This window comes from Pseudomonas sp. 50_B (assembly GCF_017491625.1).
Taxonomy (GTDB): domain Bacteria; phylum Pseudomonadota; class Gammaproteobacteria; order Pseudomonadales; family Pseudomonadaceae; genus Aquipseudomonas; species Aquipseudomonas danubii.
Map to the genome: position 1 here is coordinate 90,761 of NZ_JAFGYX010000020.1, position 15,141 is coordinate 105,901.

Consider the following 15,141-nt stretch of genomic DNA (forward strand, 5'->3'; position numbering starts at 1 on the left):
GTGTTGCTCGCGTCTGTTGGTGGTCGCAGATTCTAGGTCATCAGGGCCCCGGCCGTCGTTGCGACGATGGCCAGTGGTGATACCGCTGGCCATGCGAGCTTTTGCTGATTCATTGATTCCAGCCGCCACCCAGGGCCTTGTACAGGGCAATGCTGGACTGCAGCCGTGACAGCCGCAGTTGCACGTTCTGATCCTGGGCGGCGTACAGGGTGCGCTGGGTTTCCAGAACGGTCAGCAGGTCTTCGGCGCCGGCCTGGTAGCGGCTCTGGGCGATCTCGAAGGCCCGTTGCGCCTGGTTCAATTCCTCGCTCTGCCACTGGCGTTGCTGGTCCAGGCCGCGAATGCTGTTGAGGGCCTTCTCCACATCGGCAAAACCATTGATGATCGCCCCGCGATAGCTTTCCAGCAGTTCTTCTTGGCGGGCCGTGGCCTTGTCCCGTTCGGCGCTCAGGCGCCCGGCGTTGAAGATCGGTGCCACGAGCCCGGCGCCGAGGTTGTAGAAGGGACTGCGCAGCAGGTCCGGGGCGTGGCTGGCACCGGAGCCGAGGCTGGCGCTCAGGGTCACGCTGGGCAACATGGCCGCCCGCGCCACTTTGACGTCGGCCTGGGCCGCGGCCAGTTTGGCCTCGGCGCTGGCAATGTCCGGACGCCGGCTCAGTAGGTCGCTGGGGACGCCGGCATTGATGCTCGGCCATTGCAGTTGGGTGAAGTCCTGGTGGCCCAGGTTGAGCGCCTGCACCGGTTGCCCGAGCAGGGCGGCGAGGGTGATCCGGGCTTCTTCGGCCTGTTGCTGCGCCAGGGGCAACTGGCGTTGCTGGGCGGCGACCAGGCTGCGTTGCTGGGCCAGTTCCAGGGCCGTGGCCGAGCCCGAGTCGTAGCGGGTCTGCACCAGCTTGAGCACGTTCAGGGCGTTGTCCAGGTTCAGCTGGGCGATCCGGCTTTGTTCGCTCAGCGCCAGGGCCTGGGTGTAGCTGTTGGCGACGCCGCTGAGCAGGGTCAGTTCCACGGTGGCCCGGTCGAACTCGCTGGCCTTGACCCCCAGCAGGGCGCTGTCGCGGGAGGCGTGGCGGCCGCCCCAGAAGTCGATCTCGTAGCTGGCGCTGAGGCTGGCATCGAAATAGTCCACGGCCTGGTTGTCGCTGGTGGCGTCCAACTTGCTGTAGCCCTTGCCGCGCAGCAGTTTCTGCCGGTTGGCGTTGAGCCCGCCCTTGAGCTCGGGTAGCAGTGGCGCGCCGGCGATCACGGCGCTGGCCTGGGCCTGGCGCACCCGGGCCACCGCTGCGGCCAGATCGAAGCTGCCATCGCGGGCCTGGGCGATCAGGCGGTCCAGGTCCGGGCTGGCGAACTGGCTCCACCATTGCCGGTTGTCGGCCTGGGCGGCGGGGGTGTTGGCTGTTTGCCAGGTGGCGGGGGCTTGCAGGCCGCTGTCCGGGCGCGGTGCGGGGCTGCTGCAGGCGGCCAGCAGTATGCAGGCGGCCAGAAGGCTCAGGGGTGTTTTCATCGTTCGATCATTCACTGGTAAGGGCCGTGACCGGGTCGAGCCGGGCAGCTTTGCGGGCCGGCATGAAGCCGAAGATGACGCCGGTGACCAGGGCGCAGCCGAAGGCGCCGAGGACGGCGACCAGGGAGAAGGCGATCGCCACTTCACTGAGGATCAGTACGCCACCGATCAGCAGGGCCAGGGCGATGCCGGTCAGGCCGCCGACCACCGAGAGCATCACCGCTTCGGTGAGGAACTGGCGCAGGATGTCGCGCTGGCGAGCGCCGGTGGCCATGCGGATGCCAATCTCTCGGGTGCGTTCGCGCACGGTCATGAGCATGATGTTCATCACCCCGATACCGCCCACCAGCAGCGAGATCGCGGCAATGGCGCCGAGCATCAAGGACAGGGTGTTCTGGGTGCGGGCCTCGGCCTGGATCATCGCCGCGTTGTTGGTCAGCTCATAGTCGCGCTGGCCGTTGTGCAGGCGCAGCATCAGTTGGTCGATGGCTTGCTCGGCTTCCTCGACCTTGCTGGCGTCCGCCGCGGCGATGGCCACGTACTCCGGATTGCGACTGCCAAACAGGCGGGTGCTGGCGGCGGAGTAGGGCACGGCGATGCGATCGTCGCTGTCCTGGTCGCCGGAACTGGCGCCTTTGCCCATCAGTACGCCGACCACCTGGAAGGGGGCGTTTTCGATCAGGATGTACTGGCCGATGGGGTTGGCGACGTCCTTGAGCAGTTTTTCCCGGACCTTCTTGCCGATCACCGCGACCGCGGCGCCGGCTCGTTCGTCGGCCTCGGTGAAGTAGCTGCCTTCGACCACCGGCCAGTTGAAGATGTGCGGGAAGTTGGTGTCGTTGCCCCCTACGTAGCTCATGTGATCGGCATTGCCGAAACGCACCACGGCTTCCGAGCCGTTGACCGGCATGATGCGCTTGACCTGGGGCAGGGTGGCCACGGCCGCGACGTCGTCGAGGCTGATGATGCCTTGCGGCGCGCGCGGGTTGGGCGAGTGTCCGCTGAGGTAAAGGATGTTCGAACCGAAGGCCCCCATCTGCGCCATCACCTGGCGCTTGCTGCCTTCGCCCACGGCCAGCATCACCACCACCGAAGCGACGCCAATGACGATCCCCAGCAGGGTCAGGGCCGTGCGGAAGCGGTTGATCCACATCACCCGCCAGGCGGCCTGCACCGCTTCCAGCAGTTCGCCCTTCCAGGCGCCGGTGGCTTCGCTGCCGTCGGCCAGGCGCTGGCGCAGGTCCACCGCCTGCAGGGCGCCGGCGTTGGCGCTGGTCTGTACCGATGGGTCGTGGTGGGCGGTGTCGCTGATGATTTCGCCGTCGCGGATTTCGATGATGCGCTTGGCCCGGGCCGCCACTTCACGGTCGTGGGTGATGAGGATCACCACGTGGCCCTGGCTGGCCAGTTCGTCCAGCAGGGCCATGACTTCGGCGCCGCTGTGGCTGTCCAGGGCGCCGGTGGGTTCGTCGGCGAGGATGATGTGGCCGCCGTTCATCAGGGCGCGGGCGATGGACACCCGTTGCTGCTGACCGCCGGACAGTTGATGCGGGCGGTTGCCGCTGCGACTGGCCAGGCCCAGGCGCTCCAGCAGGGCGGCGGCGCGGGCGTGGCGTTCGGCGGTCGGGGTGCCGGCGTAGATGGCCGGCATCTCGACGTTTTCCTGGGCCGAGGCCGAGGGGATCAGGTGGTAGCCCTGGAATACGAAGCCAAAGGCTTCGCGGCGCAGCCAGGCCAGTTCGTCGCTGTCGAGCTGGGCGACGTTCTCCCCGGCGAACAGGTACTCGCCGGACGTCGGACGGTCCAGGCAGCCGAGGATGTTCATCAGGGTCGACTTGCCGGAGCCGGAGGCGCCAACGATGGCGACGAATTCCCCGGCGTGGATCGATAGGTCGATGCCGCGCAGGACATCGACTTGCGGGCTGTCGCCGCCGCCGTAGGATTTGCGGATGTCTCTGAGGTCGATCAGCGGAGTCTGCATTCAACCCCCGCTGCTGTTGGCCGGGCCGATCAGCAGGTGATCACCTTCGTTCAAGCCGTCGAGGATCTGGATGCGCAGGCGGTCACTGATACCGACCCGGACTTTGCGCTCGTCGATCGAACCGTTCTTGGCCACCACCCGGGCAGTCTGCAGGTCCGGCTCAGTGCTGCCCTGCAGAGCGGCGATGGGGGCGGTGAGGACATTTTTTGCCTGGTTGGCGACGAAGAACACCTGGGTGGTCATTTCCGCCATCAGCGCGTTGTCGGCGTTGTCCACGTCCAGCAGTACGGTATAGAGCACTACCCGGCCGCTGCCGCTCTTGCTGGTGCTGGTGGGGCTGCCGCTGCCCTGGCTGGTTTCGTTCAGCGGCTTGGGCGGAATGGGCAGGATCTGCCGCACGGTGCTGGTCCAGCGCCGGTTGCCACCGCTCAGGGTGGTGAAGTAGGCCTGCATGCCGGGTTTGACGTGGCCGATATCGGCTTCCGAGACTTCGGCCCAGACGGTCATGGGCGAGAGTTTGGCGATGCGCAGGATCAGCGGTGTTTGCTGCTGGGCGTTGAGGGTCTGGCCTTCGCGAGCGTCCACCGCGACCACGGTGCCGGACATGGGGGCGTAGATGCGCGTATAGCCCAGTTCCGCCTGGTCGCTGCGCAAGCTGGCCTGGGCCTGGCGGATCTGCGCCTTGTACATGTCGATGCGTGCCTGGGTGGCCTTGAGTTCGGCCTGGGCGGTCTGTACGTCCTCTTCGCGAGTGGCGCCGCCGGCCGCCAGGTTCTGCTGGCGCTGGTATTTTTGCCGGGCCAGCTGGTTCTGGGCGTACTGCTCCTGCAACTGGGCCTGCAGGTTCTCAATGGCGAAACGGCTGGCGTCGAGCTTGGCCTGTTGGGTGGCAGGGTCGATCTCCACCAGCAATTGGCCTTCCTTGACTGTGTCGCCGGCCTCGACGTGGATCTTGCGGATCTGCCCGGAGGCCTGGGCGCCGACGTCGACATAGCGTCGGGGCTGCAGGGTGCCCAGGGCGGTGACGCTGCTTTCGATATCGCCACGGCTGACTTGCACCGTCGCGAACTGATCGCGCCCAGGGGGAATGAAGGTCCAGGCAGTGATGGCTACAACGGGAATCAAGCAGAGTGCGGCAAGCAGGGCGCGTCGGGTATGTCGGGGACGTTTCATGCAGGGTTCCGGCCAGGGGAAATCGGCCCGTCATCCAGCCGTTGCTGCTTCACGAGGCAAGGCCGGGCGCTGCCGTCGGGGCGGCAGATACGGGGAGCTGTCAGGTAAACGAGAAGCGCGCGGGGGAATTTAACTCCCGACACATGGGGTTACAGCTGCTTGAACACGAAATATCTACGGATCGCTGCAGCAGTACTTTAAATCTATATGAGAATTACTATAAATTACGTCGCTCCTAAACTGCCATCATTGAATGACTGGATCAGTCCCCTTGCCACGGATCTTGTTCAAGGACAGAAATCACCCACCTGGGTCGGGAGTCATGTTGGAAAGTTACTACCGCGAGCTGATGGGCTTCCTCAGCGCCAGGCTTGGCAACCGCCAGGCCGCCGAGGACGTTGCCCATGACGCCTTTGTGCGGGTGCTGGAGCGCCCCAGCGCTCCTCCCATCGAGCAGCCGCGGGCCTTCCTTTATCGCACGGCGCTGAATCTGGTGATCGATGACCATCGGCGTAACCAGCTGCGTCAATCCGAACCCCTGGAAGCACTCGACCAGCAAGAGCACTGCTTCAGTCCGTCACCGCAGGCGAGCCTGGATCAGGGGCAGCGCCTGGAGATGCTCCAGCGAGCCTTGGCGGAACTGCCCCGGCTGTGCCGCGAGAGTTTTCTGCTGCGCAAGCTTGAAGGTCTGTCCCATGTGCAGATTGCCGAGCATCTGGGCATTTCCCGCAGCCTGGTGGAAAAACACATCGTCAATGCCATGAAGCATTGCCGGGTGCGCCTGCGTCAGTGGGAAGCTCAGTGACCAGCGGCGCATGCTGGCGGCACTGAGCCTGGTGTAGTGGCGGCTGACTTTTGTTTGCCGGACAGCCGGGGCAGTGGGTTAAATTTTTTTTCATCGTCCTCGTTCCTACTCAACAGACGACCTGTTGGCCCTCAGGGGCCGGCCAGGTCACCGGCGTAATTCCCCGCGTTGAGGGGCTTCTCCAGAGGACACTGGACATGACACAGGCAATGGCATCGGCCATCGTTCACGATTTGATTGGTATCGGTTTTGGTCCCTCGAACCTGGCGCTGGCCATTGCGCTGGAGGAGCGCGGCCAGGTTCAGGGTCCTCTGGACGTGCTGTTTCTCGACAAACAGGCCGATTATCGCTGGCACGGCAATACCCTGGTGACCCAGAGTGAACTGCAGATTTCCTTCCTCAAGGACCTGGTCACCCTGCGCAACCCCACCAGCCCTTACTCGTTCGTCAACTACCTCAAGCACCATGGACGCCTGGTGGACTTCATCAACCTCGGGACCTTTTATCCGTGCCGCATGGAGTTCAACGACTATCTGCGCTGGGTCGCCGCTCAATTCAAGGACCAGAGCCGCTACGGCGAAGAGGTCCTGGCCATTGAGCCGCTGTTGCACAACCAGCAAGTCGAGGCGCTGCGGGTCATCTCGCGCAATGCCCAGGGGGAAGAGTTCATCCGCAGCACCCGCTCGGTGGTGGTCAGCGCTGGTGGAACGCCGCGGATTCCCGAGACTTTCAAGGCGCTCAAGGGCGACCCTCGGGTCTTCCATCATTCTCAGTACCTGGAGCGCATGGCAGAACAACCTTGTGTCGCCGGCAAGAAGATGAAAATCGCCATCATTGGTGGCGGCCAGAGTGCAGCGGAGGCCTTCATTGACCTCAATGACAGCTTCCCGTCGGTGCAGGTGGACATGATGATCCGTGGCTCGGCACTCAAACCGGCCGACGACAGTCCCTTTGTCAACGAAGTGTTCTCGCCCGAGTTCACCGACCTGGTGTTCCAGCAAGCCAGTAGCGAACGTGAGCGCCTGGTCAACGAGTACCACAACACCAACTATTCGGTGGTGGACATCGACCTGATCGAACGCATCTACGGGATCTTCTATCGCCAGAAAGTCTCGGGGATCGCCCGTCACGCATTCCGCACCCTGACCCTGGTGGAAAAAGCCGTGGCTACCGATCAAGGCATCGAGTTGGTGCTGCGCAACAATGCCACCGGCGCCTGCACCACTGAGCACTACGACGCGGTAGTGCTGGCCACCGGTTATGAGCGCCAGATGCATCGTCAACTGCTGGCGCCTCTGCAGGAATACCTGGGCGACTTCGAAGTGGACCGCAACTATCGGGTGATCACCGACGAGCGCTGCAAGGCCGGTATCTACATGCAGGGCTTCAGCCAGGCCAGCCATGGCTTGAGCGACACCTTGCTGTCGGTACTGCCGATTCGTGCCCAGGAGATCGCCGATTCGCTGTACGAACATGGCAAGACCCGCGGTCATAGCCGCTCGGTCCGCGACCTGCTGCTGGCCACCGCCAGCTGACCGGCGCCACGGCCGCTCTTGCGTGGCCTGCGCGGACGGGCGCCAAGACAATCTTGCAGAGCTCTTCGCCGGCAAGCCGGCTCCTGCCGTTCGGGGTTATCCCGGGTGTTTTTTGCAGGAGCCGGCTTGCCGGCGAAGGCGTTCCTGAACCTTGGCTTGAGAACTGTTCGATTCCTCTTGCCGCGTCGTGGTGGCCAGCGGCAAGTTTCGGGTTTGCGGCGTACTGCTTGTAACTTGCTGCTTGTAGCTTGCCGCTAGTCGCCAAGAGGATTTTCGATATGCAGGCCTTGCACAACATCAACCTGGACTCGCTGATCGATACCCTGGTCAGCCTCAGCGCGGCTTTTATCCTTGGCGGCCTGATCGGCTTTGAACGCCAGTACCGGCAGCGCACCGCGGGCTTGCGCACCAACGTGCTGGTGGCGGTGGGCGCGGCGATTTTCGTCGACATGGCCAACCGCCTGGGCGGTGCCGACGGCGCGGTGCGGGTGGTGGCCTACGTGGTGTCGGGCATCGGCTTTCTCGGCGCCGGGGTGATCATGCGCGAGGAGGGCAACGTCCGCGGGCTGAACACCGCCGCCACCCTTTGGGCTTCGGCGGCGGTGGGCGCCTGTGCCGGTGCCGATCTGGTTCTCGAAGCCCTGCTGGGCACCCTGTTCGTGCTGGCCGCCAATACCCTGTTGCGGCCCATCGTCAACAACATCAACCGCCAGCCACTGGACGTGATCTCCGCCGAGGTCACCAACATCGTCTACGTCATTGCCCAGCGTTCGAACCAGAAGGCCGTGTTCGCCTTGCTGGAAGCCGAGTTGACGCGCAGCAATTACCCGGCCAGCGATGTCGATGTGCATGCTTTTGGCAACGATGAAGTGGAGATCGAGGCGACTCTGGCCAGCACCTCGGTGGACGGTGAAGAACTGGATGCGCTGGTGGCGCGGCTGTCCACCTCGGCCCTGGTGCAGCAGGCGTTCTGGAGCCCGAGCACCACCGAGTGATAGGGGCTTGATGATGGCTGGCGTGTTGTCTTTTGCTGTTCTCAGAGACCGGCAGTGGGTTCTGGGAAAAGCCTTACAAAACAACAAGACCTTTCAGTCTCGTACCCCTCTGCTAAAAAAACCGGGCGGCGATTAAGGTAGTGAGCGACTTAGAAAGAGCTAGCGGTTGGGCTTGTGCAGTAGCTGACTTGTCCGAAAAAACTACGGCAAGAGCATGCTGGGCGTGGTTTTCAGATTAATCCTAGAGAAAACCCTCCGACACTTCCCTAGCCTTCTACCGATCTAGGAGGAAGGCCGGCAGTCGCCGGTCGTAGTCTCAAAAGCAGGATCCAGAAATGTCCAATAGAGCGCTGCGCATACTGATTGCCGATGATCAACATTTTCATCGCATGCAGATCGAACGAACCTTGAATCAACTGAATTACTACCGCATTGCACCCGTGCACACATTGGAGGAACTGCTTTCGCTGGTGGAGTACGCCTGTGATCCGTTCGATCTGCTGATCATCAACGGCAGCCTGGCCACCCACAGCGGTTTCGATCTGCTGGACTTCTGCCTGGACAATCCCCAGCTCGGCCACGCCCTGATCTATGACAGCCAGCGCTTTCCACCCATCCCCAGCAGCCTGCGGCACCGGATCCAGGCCAGCCGCGCCGAGTTGCCGGACAGCGAGGCGATCCGGCGTTTGATGCAGCAGATCGATCCGCCCGTGTTCCGGACCTCCAGGTCGGGCGGCATTCAGTGGCTGCCGGAACTGCAGCACGGCGGCTGGCGCGCCAGTGCCAATTGATTCAATCGCGCTCTATGCAGAACGGCATCCCCAGGGATGCCGTTTTACGTTGCGCTGCGGACAAGGCGCCGCCGATGGAGCCGGCGTCGGGGTCAGGCCATGTCGCTGTGGCTGAACTCCTCGCCGAGAAAGTCGATCAGGCTGCGTACCGAAGGCAGCAGGCCGCGGCGTGACGGGAAGATGGCGTGGACGATCCCGCAGCGCGGCGCCCAGCCGGGCACCAGTTCCAGCAGGCGCCCGGCGTCCAGGTCCTCGCGGACCACCACCTTGGGCAGGTGGGCGATGCCGACGCCCGCCAGCACCGCGTGGCGCAGGGCCAGCAAGTCGTCGGTGACCATCCGCGGCCGATGGCGGATCAAGGCTTCGGCGCCGTCGGGCCCCAGCAACTGCCATTGGTAATCGCGTTGCGCCGCTCCCCAGTGCAGGCTCGGCAGGCCACTGAGATCTGCCGGTGTAGCCGGGCTCGACAGGCGCTGGAGAAAGTCCGGATGGCCCACCAGGCTCTGGGTGCTGTTGCCCAGTACCTTCATCACCAGATCGGTGTTTTCCAGGGGCGGGAAGCGCACCCGCAGGGCAATGTCGAAGCCCTCGTGAATCAGGTCGACCCGGCGGTTGGTGCTTTCGATGAACAGCTCGACCAGGGGGTACTTGAGCATGAAACGGGTGAGCATCGGCCCGACCCAGGAGTTGAGCAGGGCCGTGGGGCAGGCCACGCGCACCAGGCCTTGAGGTTCGGAGCGATTGCGTTCGATGACTTCCGCCGCGCCCTCGGCTTCCACCCGCATGGCCAGGCAGCGCTGGTAATACTCCTGGCCGATCTCGGTCAGCGAACAGTGGCGGCTGGTGCGCTGGATCAGGCGCACGCCGAGGCGCTCCTCCAGCTGGGCAATCCGTCGGCTGAGCTTGGACTTGGGCATGTCCAGGGCGCGCCCGGCGGCGGCGAATCCTCGGTGCTCCACCACTTGGGTGAAGTAGTAGAGGGTATTCAGGTCTTCCAAGATCGTTCTCCAAATAGAACGCTAAGGGCGATTTTTGCAGTCTAGCGCGGCAAAGGTGTGAGTTTTAAGGTGTGTCCATCAGATAGTTCTGGAGGACGACATGAAAAACATCATCGGCATCTACACCAGCCCCCGGCCTCACTGGGTCGGTGACGGCTTCCCGGTCCGCACCCTGTTTTCCTACGACAACCTGGGTCAGCACATCAGCCCGTTCCTGCTGCTGGATCACGCCGGCCCCGCCCAGTTCAGCCCCACCAACACCCGCCGTGGGGTCGGTGAACATCCCCATCGCGGCTTCGAGACAGTGACCATCGTCTACGACGGCGAAGTGGAGCACCGTGATTCCACCGGCAGCGGCGGCAAGATCGGTCCGGGCGACGTGCAGTGGATGACCGCCGCTTCGGGGATTCTCCATGAGGAGTACCACTCCGCCGATTTCGCCCGGCATGGCGGCAATCTGGAAATGGTCCAGCTGTGGGTCAACCTGCCGGCGAAGGACAAGCTCGCAGCTCCCGGTTACCAGACCCTCGTTGCGGCGGACATCCAGCAGCTCCCGCTGCCCGGCCATGCCGGCAGCCTGCGCCTGATTGCCGGTGAGTTCGCCGGCCAGCGCGGCCCGGCGCGGACCTTCACCCCCATTGACGTCTGGGACATGCGCCTGCTGGCCGGCAAGCACCTGGAGCTGCCCCTGCACCCGGGGCGCAACACCGCCTTGGTGGTGCTGCGTGGCACGCTGCAGGTCAATGGCCAGGAGCGGGTCGCGCAAGGACAGTTGGCACTGTTGGAACGCGAGGGCGACCTGATCAGCCTGCAAGCCGGCAGCGACGCGATTGTGCTGTTGCTCAGCGGCGAGCCCATCGACGAACCCATCGTCGGTCACGGCCCGTTCGTGATGAACAGCGAAGAGGAAATTCATCAGGCCTTCGTCGACTTTCAATCGGGACGCTTCGGCCAGATGGACGCCACCGGTCACTGACCGGCAGCGCTGGCGCGGCGCGCATGGCCGACTAGGCTCTGCGAGTCGCGCGCTATCCCCAATGTCCGCCCTCACGCTACAGGTGCGGCCATGGGTTTAACCCCAGCCGGGTAATCCGGCATCGATCATTAGCGAGGACTCACCATGACTAACGCCTACAAACGTCTCGACAAGGAAAATGCCGCCGTTCTGCTGGTTGATCACCAGGCCGGCCTGCTGTCGCTGGTCCGCGATATCGAGCCTGATCGCTTCAAGAACAACGTGCTGGCCCTGGCCGACCTGGCCAAGTACTTCAAGCTGCCGACCATCCTCACCACCAGTTTCGAAACCGGACCCAACGGCCCGCTGGTGCCAGAGCTCAAGGCGCTGTTTCCCGACGCGCCGTACATTGCCCGTCCCGGCCAGATCAACGCCTGGGACAACGAAGACTTCGTCAAGGCGATCAAGGCCACCGGCAAGAAGCAACTGATCATTGCCGGGGTGGTCACCGAAGTCTGCGTGGCGTTCCCGGCGCTCTCGGCCCTGGAAGAAGGCTTTGAAGTCTTTGTGGTCACCGATGCCTCCGGCACCTTCAATGCGCTGACCCGGGACTCGGCCTGGAACCGCATGTCCAACGCCGGCGCGCAGTTGATGACCTGGTTCGGCCTGGCGTGCGAGCTGCATCGTGACTGGCGCAACGATGTCGAAGGCCTGGGCACTCTGTTTTCCAACCACATCCCCGACTACCGCAACCTGATGACCAGCTACAACACCCTGACCCAGGGCCAGTAAAGCCCCGGCAACGGCGGGCATCGCGCCCGCCGTTGCGTGGCATGGCCGCATCACCGGTTTTTGTCTTTTCCAGCTATACCTGCCCCAGCGTCTTTCGTGCGATCTTGCCGCCATTGTCCTGCTGGAGTTGCTCGATGCTTGCCCCATTCGCCGATCACCTGCTGTTGGCCGCGATGACGCTGTTGCTGCTGGACCTTGCCCTGTGGCACCTGATCGGTACCCAGGGCGATCGCTGGAAGCTGGCGGTACGGGTGCTGATGTTCTGCCTGTACAGCCTGATGCTGTTCAACCAGGGCCTGAGCCCCATGCAGACGGCGCCCTGGCCGGACGATGTGCCGTTGCACCTGGCGGCCACCGGTTTACAGATCGGCTGGTGGCTGTTCGGCGCCCGGACCCTGACGGTGTTGCTGGGCACCCTGATGATGCAGCGGGTCGGTCACACCGGGCGGCTGTTGCAGGACTTGATGGGTGCGGTGATCTTCCTGATCGCCATCATCGCCGCCCTGGCCTACGTGCTGGACCTGCCGGTCAAGGGCGTACTGGCCACCTCCGGGGCGCTGGCGATCATCGTCGGCCTGGCCCTGCAAAGCACCCTCAGCGACCTGTTTTCCGGCCTGGTCCTCAATACCACCAAGCCCTATCAGATCGATGACTGGATCGCCATCGACGGCACCGAAGGCCGGGTAGTGGACATCGATTGGCGGGCGACCCGGCTGCAGACCTCCCAGGGCAGCATGGTGGTGATCCCCAACTCCCTGGCGTCCAAGGCCAAGATCACCAACTTCAGCCGCCCCAGCGATATCTATGGTTTATCCATCAGCGTGCAGGTCAGCCCCCACGCTCGCCCACAGAAGGTCATCGAGGCCCTGGAACGGGCCATGCTCGGCTGCCGTTTCCTGCTCGGCACCCCGGCCCCCAGCGTGGCCCTGAAAAGCTCCGGCAGCAGCGGCGCGGAATACGAGATCAGCGGCTTCGTCGCCACCATGGGGCAGAAGCGCGAAGTGCGAAACCAGCTGTTCGACCTGGCATTCCGTCATTTGCAGGCCAGCGGCATCAGCCTGCTGTCCAGCGACGAGCCGGTGCAGAACCAGGTGCTGTCCCGACCTCGGGCGCTGCTGGACGCCTCCAGTATCTTTTCCACCCTGCGCCAGGAAGAGAAGGACACCTTCAGCCAGAACATGCAGTTGCAGACCTTCCGTGCCGGCGAAACCATCCTGCCGGCGGGGGCGGTCAGCGATCACCTGTTCATCATCGAGTCCGGCGTGGTGTCGGTGACCATGCAGCGTGACGGCAAGCCCTTCGAACCCGGGCGCATGGGCCCGGGTGAAGTGATCGGCGAGGCGGGCGTGGTGGCCGAGCAGGCGACGCTCGCGGAGTTTTCGGCCAAGACCTTCTGCAGCCTGTACCGCATCGACAACGAGTTCCTCAAACCCTGCCTGGATGCCCGTCACGACATCGGCGACGCCATGAAGACCCTGCTGGACTTCCGCCAGCACATTGCCCAGAGCCTGGCCCAGTCGCCACCCAAGCCTGTGGCCAAGAAGGGCTTTCTGCAGTGGTTGCGCAGCCGCACCTGAGGTGCCCCGTTGCGGTTCCTCATTTGAAGTAGGCCCGAGGCGTGGTGCCGGTCATGGCTTTGAAGAAGGCGATAAAGATGCTGTCACTGGCAAAGCCCAGTTCGAAGGCCGTGTAGCCGATGCTACGGCCGGTGGCCAGCAACTCGATGGCGCGCATCAGCCGCCATTGCTGGCGCCATTGCTGGTAACCCAGGCCGGTCTCGCGTTGAAAAATGCGGCCGATGGTGCGGCTGCTGGCGCCGACCCGGGTGGCCAGCACCTTTAGCTCCGGTGGCAGGCGCTGCAAGTCTTCCAGCAGCGGCTGCAGGCGCTTGTCCCAGGGCAGCGGCAAGGACAGCGGCTGGTGCAGCGCAGCGCCGATTTCCTCCAGGCACAGGCCCAGCAGGTGCGGGTAGCGGCCCTGGCTCCAGTCGCAATCGAACGCCGCCAGGGCCATGGGCTCCAGCACGGCGCGCAGCAGGGGACTGACATCGATCACCGCCACGTCCGCCGGCAGGCGCGGACTGAGTTCGACACTGAAATACAGCGAGCGGTAATCCACGCTCTGTTGCATCTGCGCCCGGTGCTGCACCCCACCGGGAATCCAGGCCGCCCGCGAGGGCGGCAGCAGGCACAGGCGGTCGGCGAGGGTGATCCGGGTGCAGCCCTGGCGGGTGTACAGCAGTTGCCCGCGACGGTGCCGGTGCAGGCCGGAGTCATGATCGCCGAGGGTGGCGGCAACGCCGATCACCGGTGCGCTGAAGGGGTCCGGGTCGAAGCGTGCCTGGGGATCGAGCCATGCCATCTTTGTCCGATTTCCGCTGTTTATTGGCCGGGTTGCGATAATACGCCAGCCGCGCCTGCCTAGAATCGCCGGCATGTTTTTTTGCCGAGCATCCACCTGATGAATCCCCGTTCCCTGTTGCCCCTGGCCATGGCCCTGCTGATGTTCCCGCAGATCGCCCAGACCCTCTTTAGCCCGGCCCTGACCGATATCGGTCGGGCCTTTGGCGTCCCGGCGCAGCAGGCGGCCCAGAGCCTGTCGGTGTTTATCCTGGGGTTCGCGCCGGGGGTGGTGCTCTGGGGACGCCTGAGCGATCGCTGGGGGCGGCGCCCGGCCTTGCTTGGCGGGCTGGCGCTGTATGCCCTGGCGCTGGTCCTGGAGTTGCAGGCCCGCAGCTTTGCCCAGCTGTTGCTGTGCCAGGGTCTGGCGGCCCTGGGCGTGGCTGCCGGTTCGGTGGTGACCCAGACCCTGCTGCGGGACCTGTTCCAGGGCCGCGAACTGATCCGGGTGTTCTCGCTGATGGGCATGGTGCTGGCGGCCAGTCCCGCTATCGGCCTGTTCGCGGGAGCGGCCCTGAGCCGTGCTTTTGGCTATCAGGGCGCACTGACGGGGTTGCTGGTGCTGGCCCTGGCGTTGTTCGGCTGGTGCGCCCGGGCCTTGCCGGAAACCCGTCCGCCTGCGCAGCCCCTGGCGCCCCTGGCCGGCACCTTGTGGCAGATGCTGCGGGACCCCGCGATCTGGCGCTCGGCGCTGCTGGTGGCGGTGTTCAACCTGGCCTTGCTCAGCTATTACAGCCTCGGGCCCTTTGTGTTCCGTAGCCTGGGGCAGGGCGCGCAATGGTTCGGTTACAGCGGCGCGTTGCTGGCCCTGGGCTCCGGCCTGGGTGCCTGGCTCAACCGCCGGCTGTTGGGCCGGGGCTGGCACAGCGAGCGGCTACTGGTATTGGCAGCCCTGGCGGTGTTGGCCGGGGGCGGCGGGGTCCTGGCCTTGCAGCACAGCCTGTGGCTGGTGCTGCCGATGCTCGGGGTGGTGCTGGGCTTTGGCCTGGCGATTCCGAACATTCTCGGCTCGGCCCTGGCGGCCTACAGCGACCGGCTGGGCAGCGCCGGGGCCTGGTTCGGCTTGTTCTATTACCTGCTGATCGGCGCCGGCCTGCTGCTGGTGGGTTGGGGGCAGGCCCTGGGCCCGAGCCTTTGCCTGTGCGGCGCGGCGGCCTTGTTGCTGTGCCTGGGTGCGCGCCGCCGCACATGAAAGCCGGGTTTGCGACACGCGGTC

13 protein-coding genes are annotated in these 15,141 nt (G+C 64.5%); 8 read left to right on the top strand and 5 right to left on the bottom strand.

Annotated features, from left to right (window positions below; translation table 11 throughout):
* Nucleotides 1-109: 109 nt before the first annotated feature.
* The 3 genes from J5M73_RS24000 to J5M73_RS24010 are packed head-to-tail and all read right to left on the bottom strand — an operon-like array spanning nt 110 to nt 4,655.
* A complete protein-coding gene (locus J5M73_RS24000; protein ID WP_102861753.1) occupies nt 110-1,501 on the bottom strand; it encodes an efflux transporter outer membrane subunit in 1,392 nt (463 codons plus the stop codon).
* A 7-nt stretch (nt 1,502-1,508) separates the two neighbouring features.
* The gene (locus J5M73_RS24005) at nt 1,509-3,482 is read right to left on the bottom strand and encodes a MacB family efflux pump subunit (RefSeq protein WP_102861752.1); all 1,974 of its coding nucleotides are present in this window, start codon (nt 3,480-3,482) and stop codon (nt 1,509-1,511) included.
* On the bottom strand, nt 3,483-4,655 hold the full coding sequence (locus J5M73_RS24010) for an efflux RND transporter periplasmic adaptor subunit (RefSeq protein ID WP_102861751.1): 1,173 nt from the start codon (nt 4,653-4,655) through the stop codon (nt 3,483-3,485).
* Between the two features lie 322 nt (nt 4,656-4,977).
* Between J5M73_RS24010 and J5M73_RS24015 the strand changes: the two genes are divergently transcribed.
* The 4 genes from J5M73_RS24015 (at nt 4,978) to J5M73_RS24030 (ending at nt 8,781) form a co-directional block, all read left to right on the top strand.
* Nucleotides 4,978-5,460, top strand: a complete 483-nt coding sequence (locus J5M73_RS24015) for a sigma-70 family RNA polymerase sigma factor (protein WP_102861750.1) — start codon at nt 4,978-4,980, stop codon at nt 5,458-5,460.
* Between the two features lie 197 nt (nt 5,461-5,657).
* Nucleotides 5,658-6,995 (top strand): SidA/IucD/PvdA family monooxygenase, encoded by a 1,338-nt coding sequence (locus tag J5M73_RS24020; protein ID WP_102861749.1) that lies wholly within the window; start codon nt 5,658-5,660, stop codon nt 6,993-6,995.
* A 278-nt stretch (nt 6,996-7,273) separates the two neighbouring features.
* The gene (locus tag J5M73_RS24025) at nt 7,274-7,990 is read left to right on the top strand and encodes an MgtC/SapB family protein (RefSeq protein ID WP_102880155.1); all 717 of its coding nucleotides are present in this window, start codon (nt 7,274-7,276) and stop codon (nt 7,988-7,990) included.
* A 335-nt stretch (nt 7,991-8,325) separates the two neighbouring features.
* Nucleotides 8,326-8,781 (top strand): response regulator, encoded by a 456-nt coding sequence (locus J5M73_RS24030; protein ID WP_102861747.1) that lies wholly within the window; start codon nt 8,326-8,328, stop codon nt 8,779-8,781.
* Between the two features lie 92 nt (nt 8,782-8,873).
* Here the strand turns inward: J5M73_RS24030 and J5M73_RS24035 are convergent, their stop codons facing one another.
* Nucleotides 8,874-9,782, bottom strand: a complete 909-nt coding sequence (locus J5M73_RS24035; protein ID WP_102861746.1) for a LysR family transcriptional regulator — start codon at nt 9,780-9,782, stop codon at nt 8,874-8,876.
* Between the two features lie 97 nt (nt 9,783-9,879).
* Between J5M73_RS24035 and J5M73_RS24040 the strand changes: the two genes are divergently transcribed.
* From J5M73_RS24040 to J5M73_RS24050, 3 genes are all read left to right on the top strand, one after another.
* On the top strand, nt 9,880-10,755 hold the full coding sequence (locus J5M73_RS24040) for a pirin family protein (RefSeq protein WP_207816283.1): 876 nt from the start codon (nt 9,880-9,882) through the stop codon (nt 10,753-10,755).
* 144 nt (nt 10,756-10,899) lie between these two features.
* The gene (gene ycaC, locus J5M73_RS24045) at nt 10,900-11,526 is read left to right on the top strand and encodes an isochorismate family cysteine hydrolase YcaC (RefSeq protein WP_102861744.1); all 627 of its coding nucleotides are present in this window, start codon (nt 10,900-10,902) and stop codon (nt 11,524-11,526) included.
* A 134-nt stretch (nt 11,527-11,660) separates the two neighbouring features.
* Nucleotides 11,661-13,103 carry a mechanosensitive ion channel family protein gene (locus J5M73_RS24050; RefSeq protein ID WP_207816286.1) on the top strand — a complete coding sequence of 481 codons (1,443 nt, stop codon included), beginning with the start codon at nt 11,661-11,663 and terminating at the stop codon, nt 13,101-13,103.
* A 19-nt stretch (nt 13,104-13,122) separates the two neighbouring features.
* Here J5M73_RS24050 and J5M73_RS24055 read toward each other — a convergent pair whose 3' ends face one another.
* Complete coding sequence (locus J5M73_RS24055; RefSeq protein WP_102861742.1) at nt 13,123-13,887, bottom strand: helix-turn-helix transcriptional regulator; 765 nt, start codon at nt 13,885-13,887, stop codon at nt 13,123-13,125.
* Nucleotides 13,888-13,986: 99 nt separating this feature from the next.
* On the opposite strand from J5M73_RS24055, the gene J5M73_RS24060 reads away from it, so the two are divergent.
* Nucleotides 13,987-15,117 (top strand): MFS transporter, encoded by a 1,131-nt coding sequence (locus tag J5M73_RS24060; RefSeq protein WP_102861741.1) that lies wholly within the window; start codon nt 13,987-13,989, stop codon nt 15,115-15,117.
* The last annotated feature ends 24 nt before the right edge of the window (nt 15,118-15,141 follow it).

Coding starts and splice junctions, on each gene's coding strand:
- J5M73_RS24050 (WP_207816286.1), top strand. CDS start 11,661: ATGCTTGCCCCATTCGCCGATCACCTGCTGTTGGCCGCGATGACGCTG.
- J5M73_RS24000 (WP_102861753.1), bottom strand. CDS start 1,501: ATGAAAACACCCCTGAGCCTTCTGGCCGCCTGCATACTGCTGGCCGCC.
- J5M73_RS24010 (WP_102861751.1), bottom strand. CDS start 4,655: ATGAAACGTCCCCGACATACCCGACGCGCCCTGCTTGCCGCACTCTGC.
- J5M73_RS24040 (WP_207816283.1), top strand. CDS start 9,880: ATGAAAAACATCATCGGCATCTACACCAGCCCCCGGCCTCACTGGGTC.
- J5M73_RS24030 (WP_102861747.1), top strand. CDS start 8,326: ATGTCCAATAGAGCGCTGCGCATACTGATTGCCGATGATCAACATTTT.
- J5M73_RS24060 (WP_102861741.1), top strand. CDS start 13,987: ATGAATCCCCGTTCCCTGTTGCCCCTGGCCATGGCCCTGCTGATGTTC.
- ycaC (WP_102861744.1), top strand. CDS start 10,900: ATGACTAACGCCTACAAACGTCTCGACAAGGAAAATGCCGCCGTTCTG.
- J5M73_RS24020 (WP_102861749.1), top strand. CDS start 5,658: ATGACACAGGCAATGGCATCGGCCATCGTTCACGATTTGATTGGTATC.
- J5M73_RS24005 (WP_102861752.1), bottom strand. CDS start 3,482: ATGCAGACTCCGCTGATCGACCTCAGAGACATCCGCAAATCCTACGGC.
- J5M73_RS24055 (WP_102861742.1), bottom strand. CDS start 13,887: ATGGCATGGCTCGATCCCCAGGCACGCTTCGACCCGGACCCCTTCAGC.
- J5M73_RS24025 (WP_102880155.1), top strand. CDS start 7,274: ATGCAGGCCTTGCACAACATCAACCTGGACTCGCTGATCGATACCCTG.
- J5M73_RS24015 (WP_102861750.1), top strand. CDS start 4,978: ATGTTGGAAAGTTACTACCGCGAGCTGATGGGCTTCCTCAGCGCCAGG.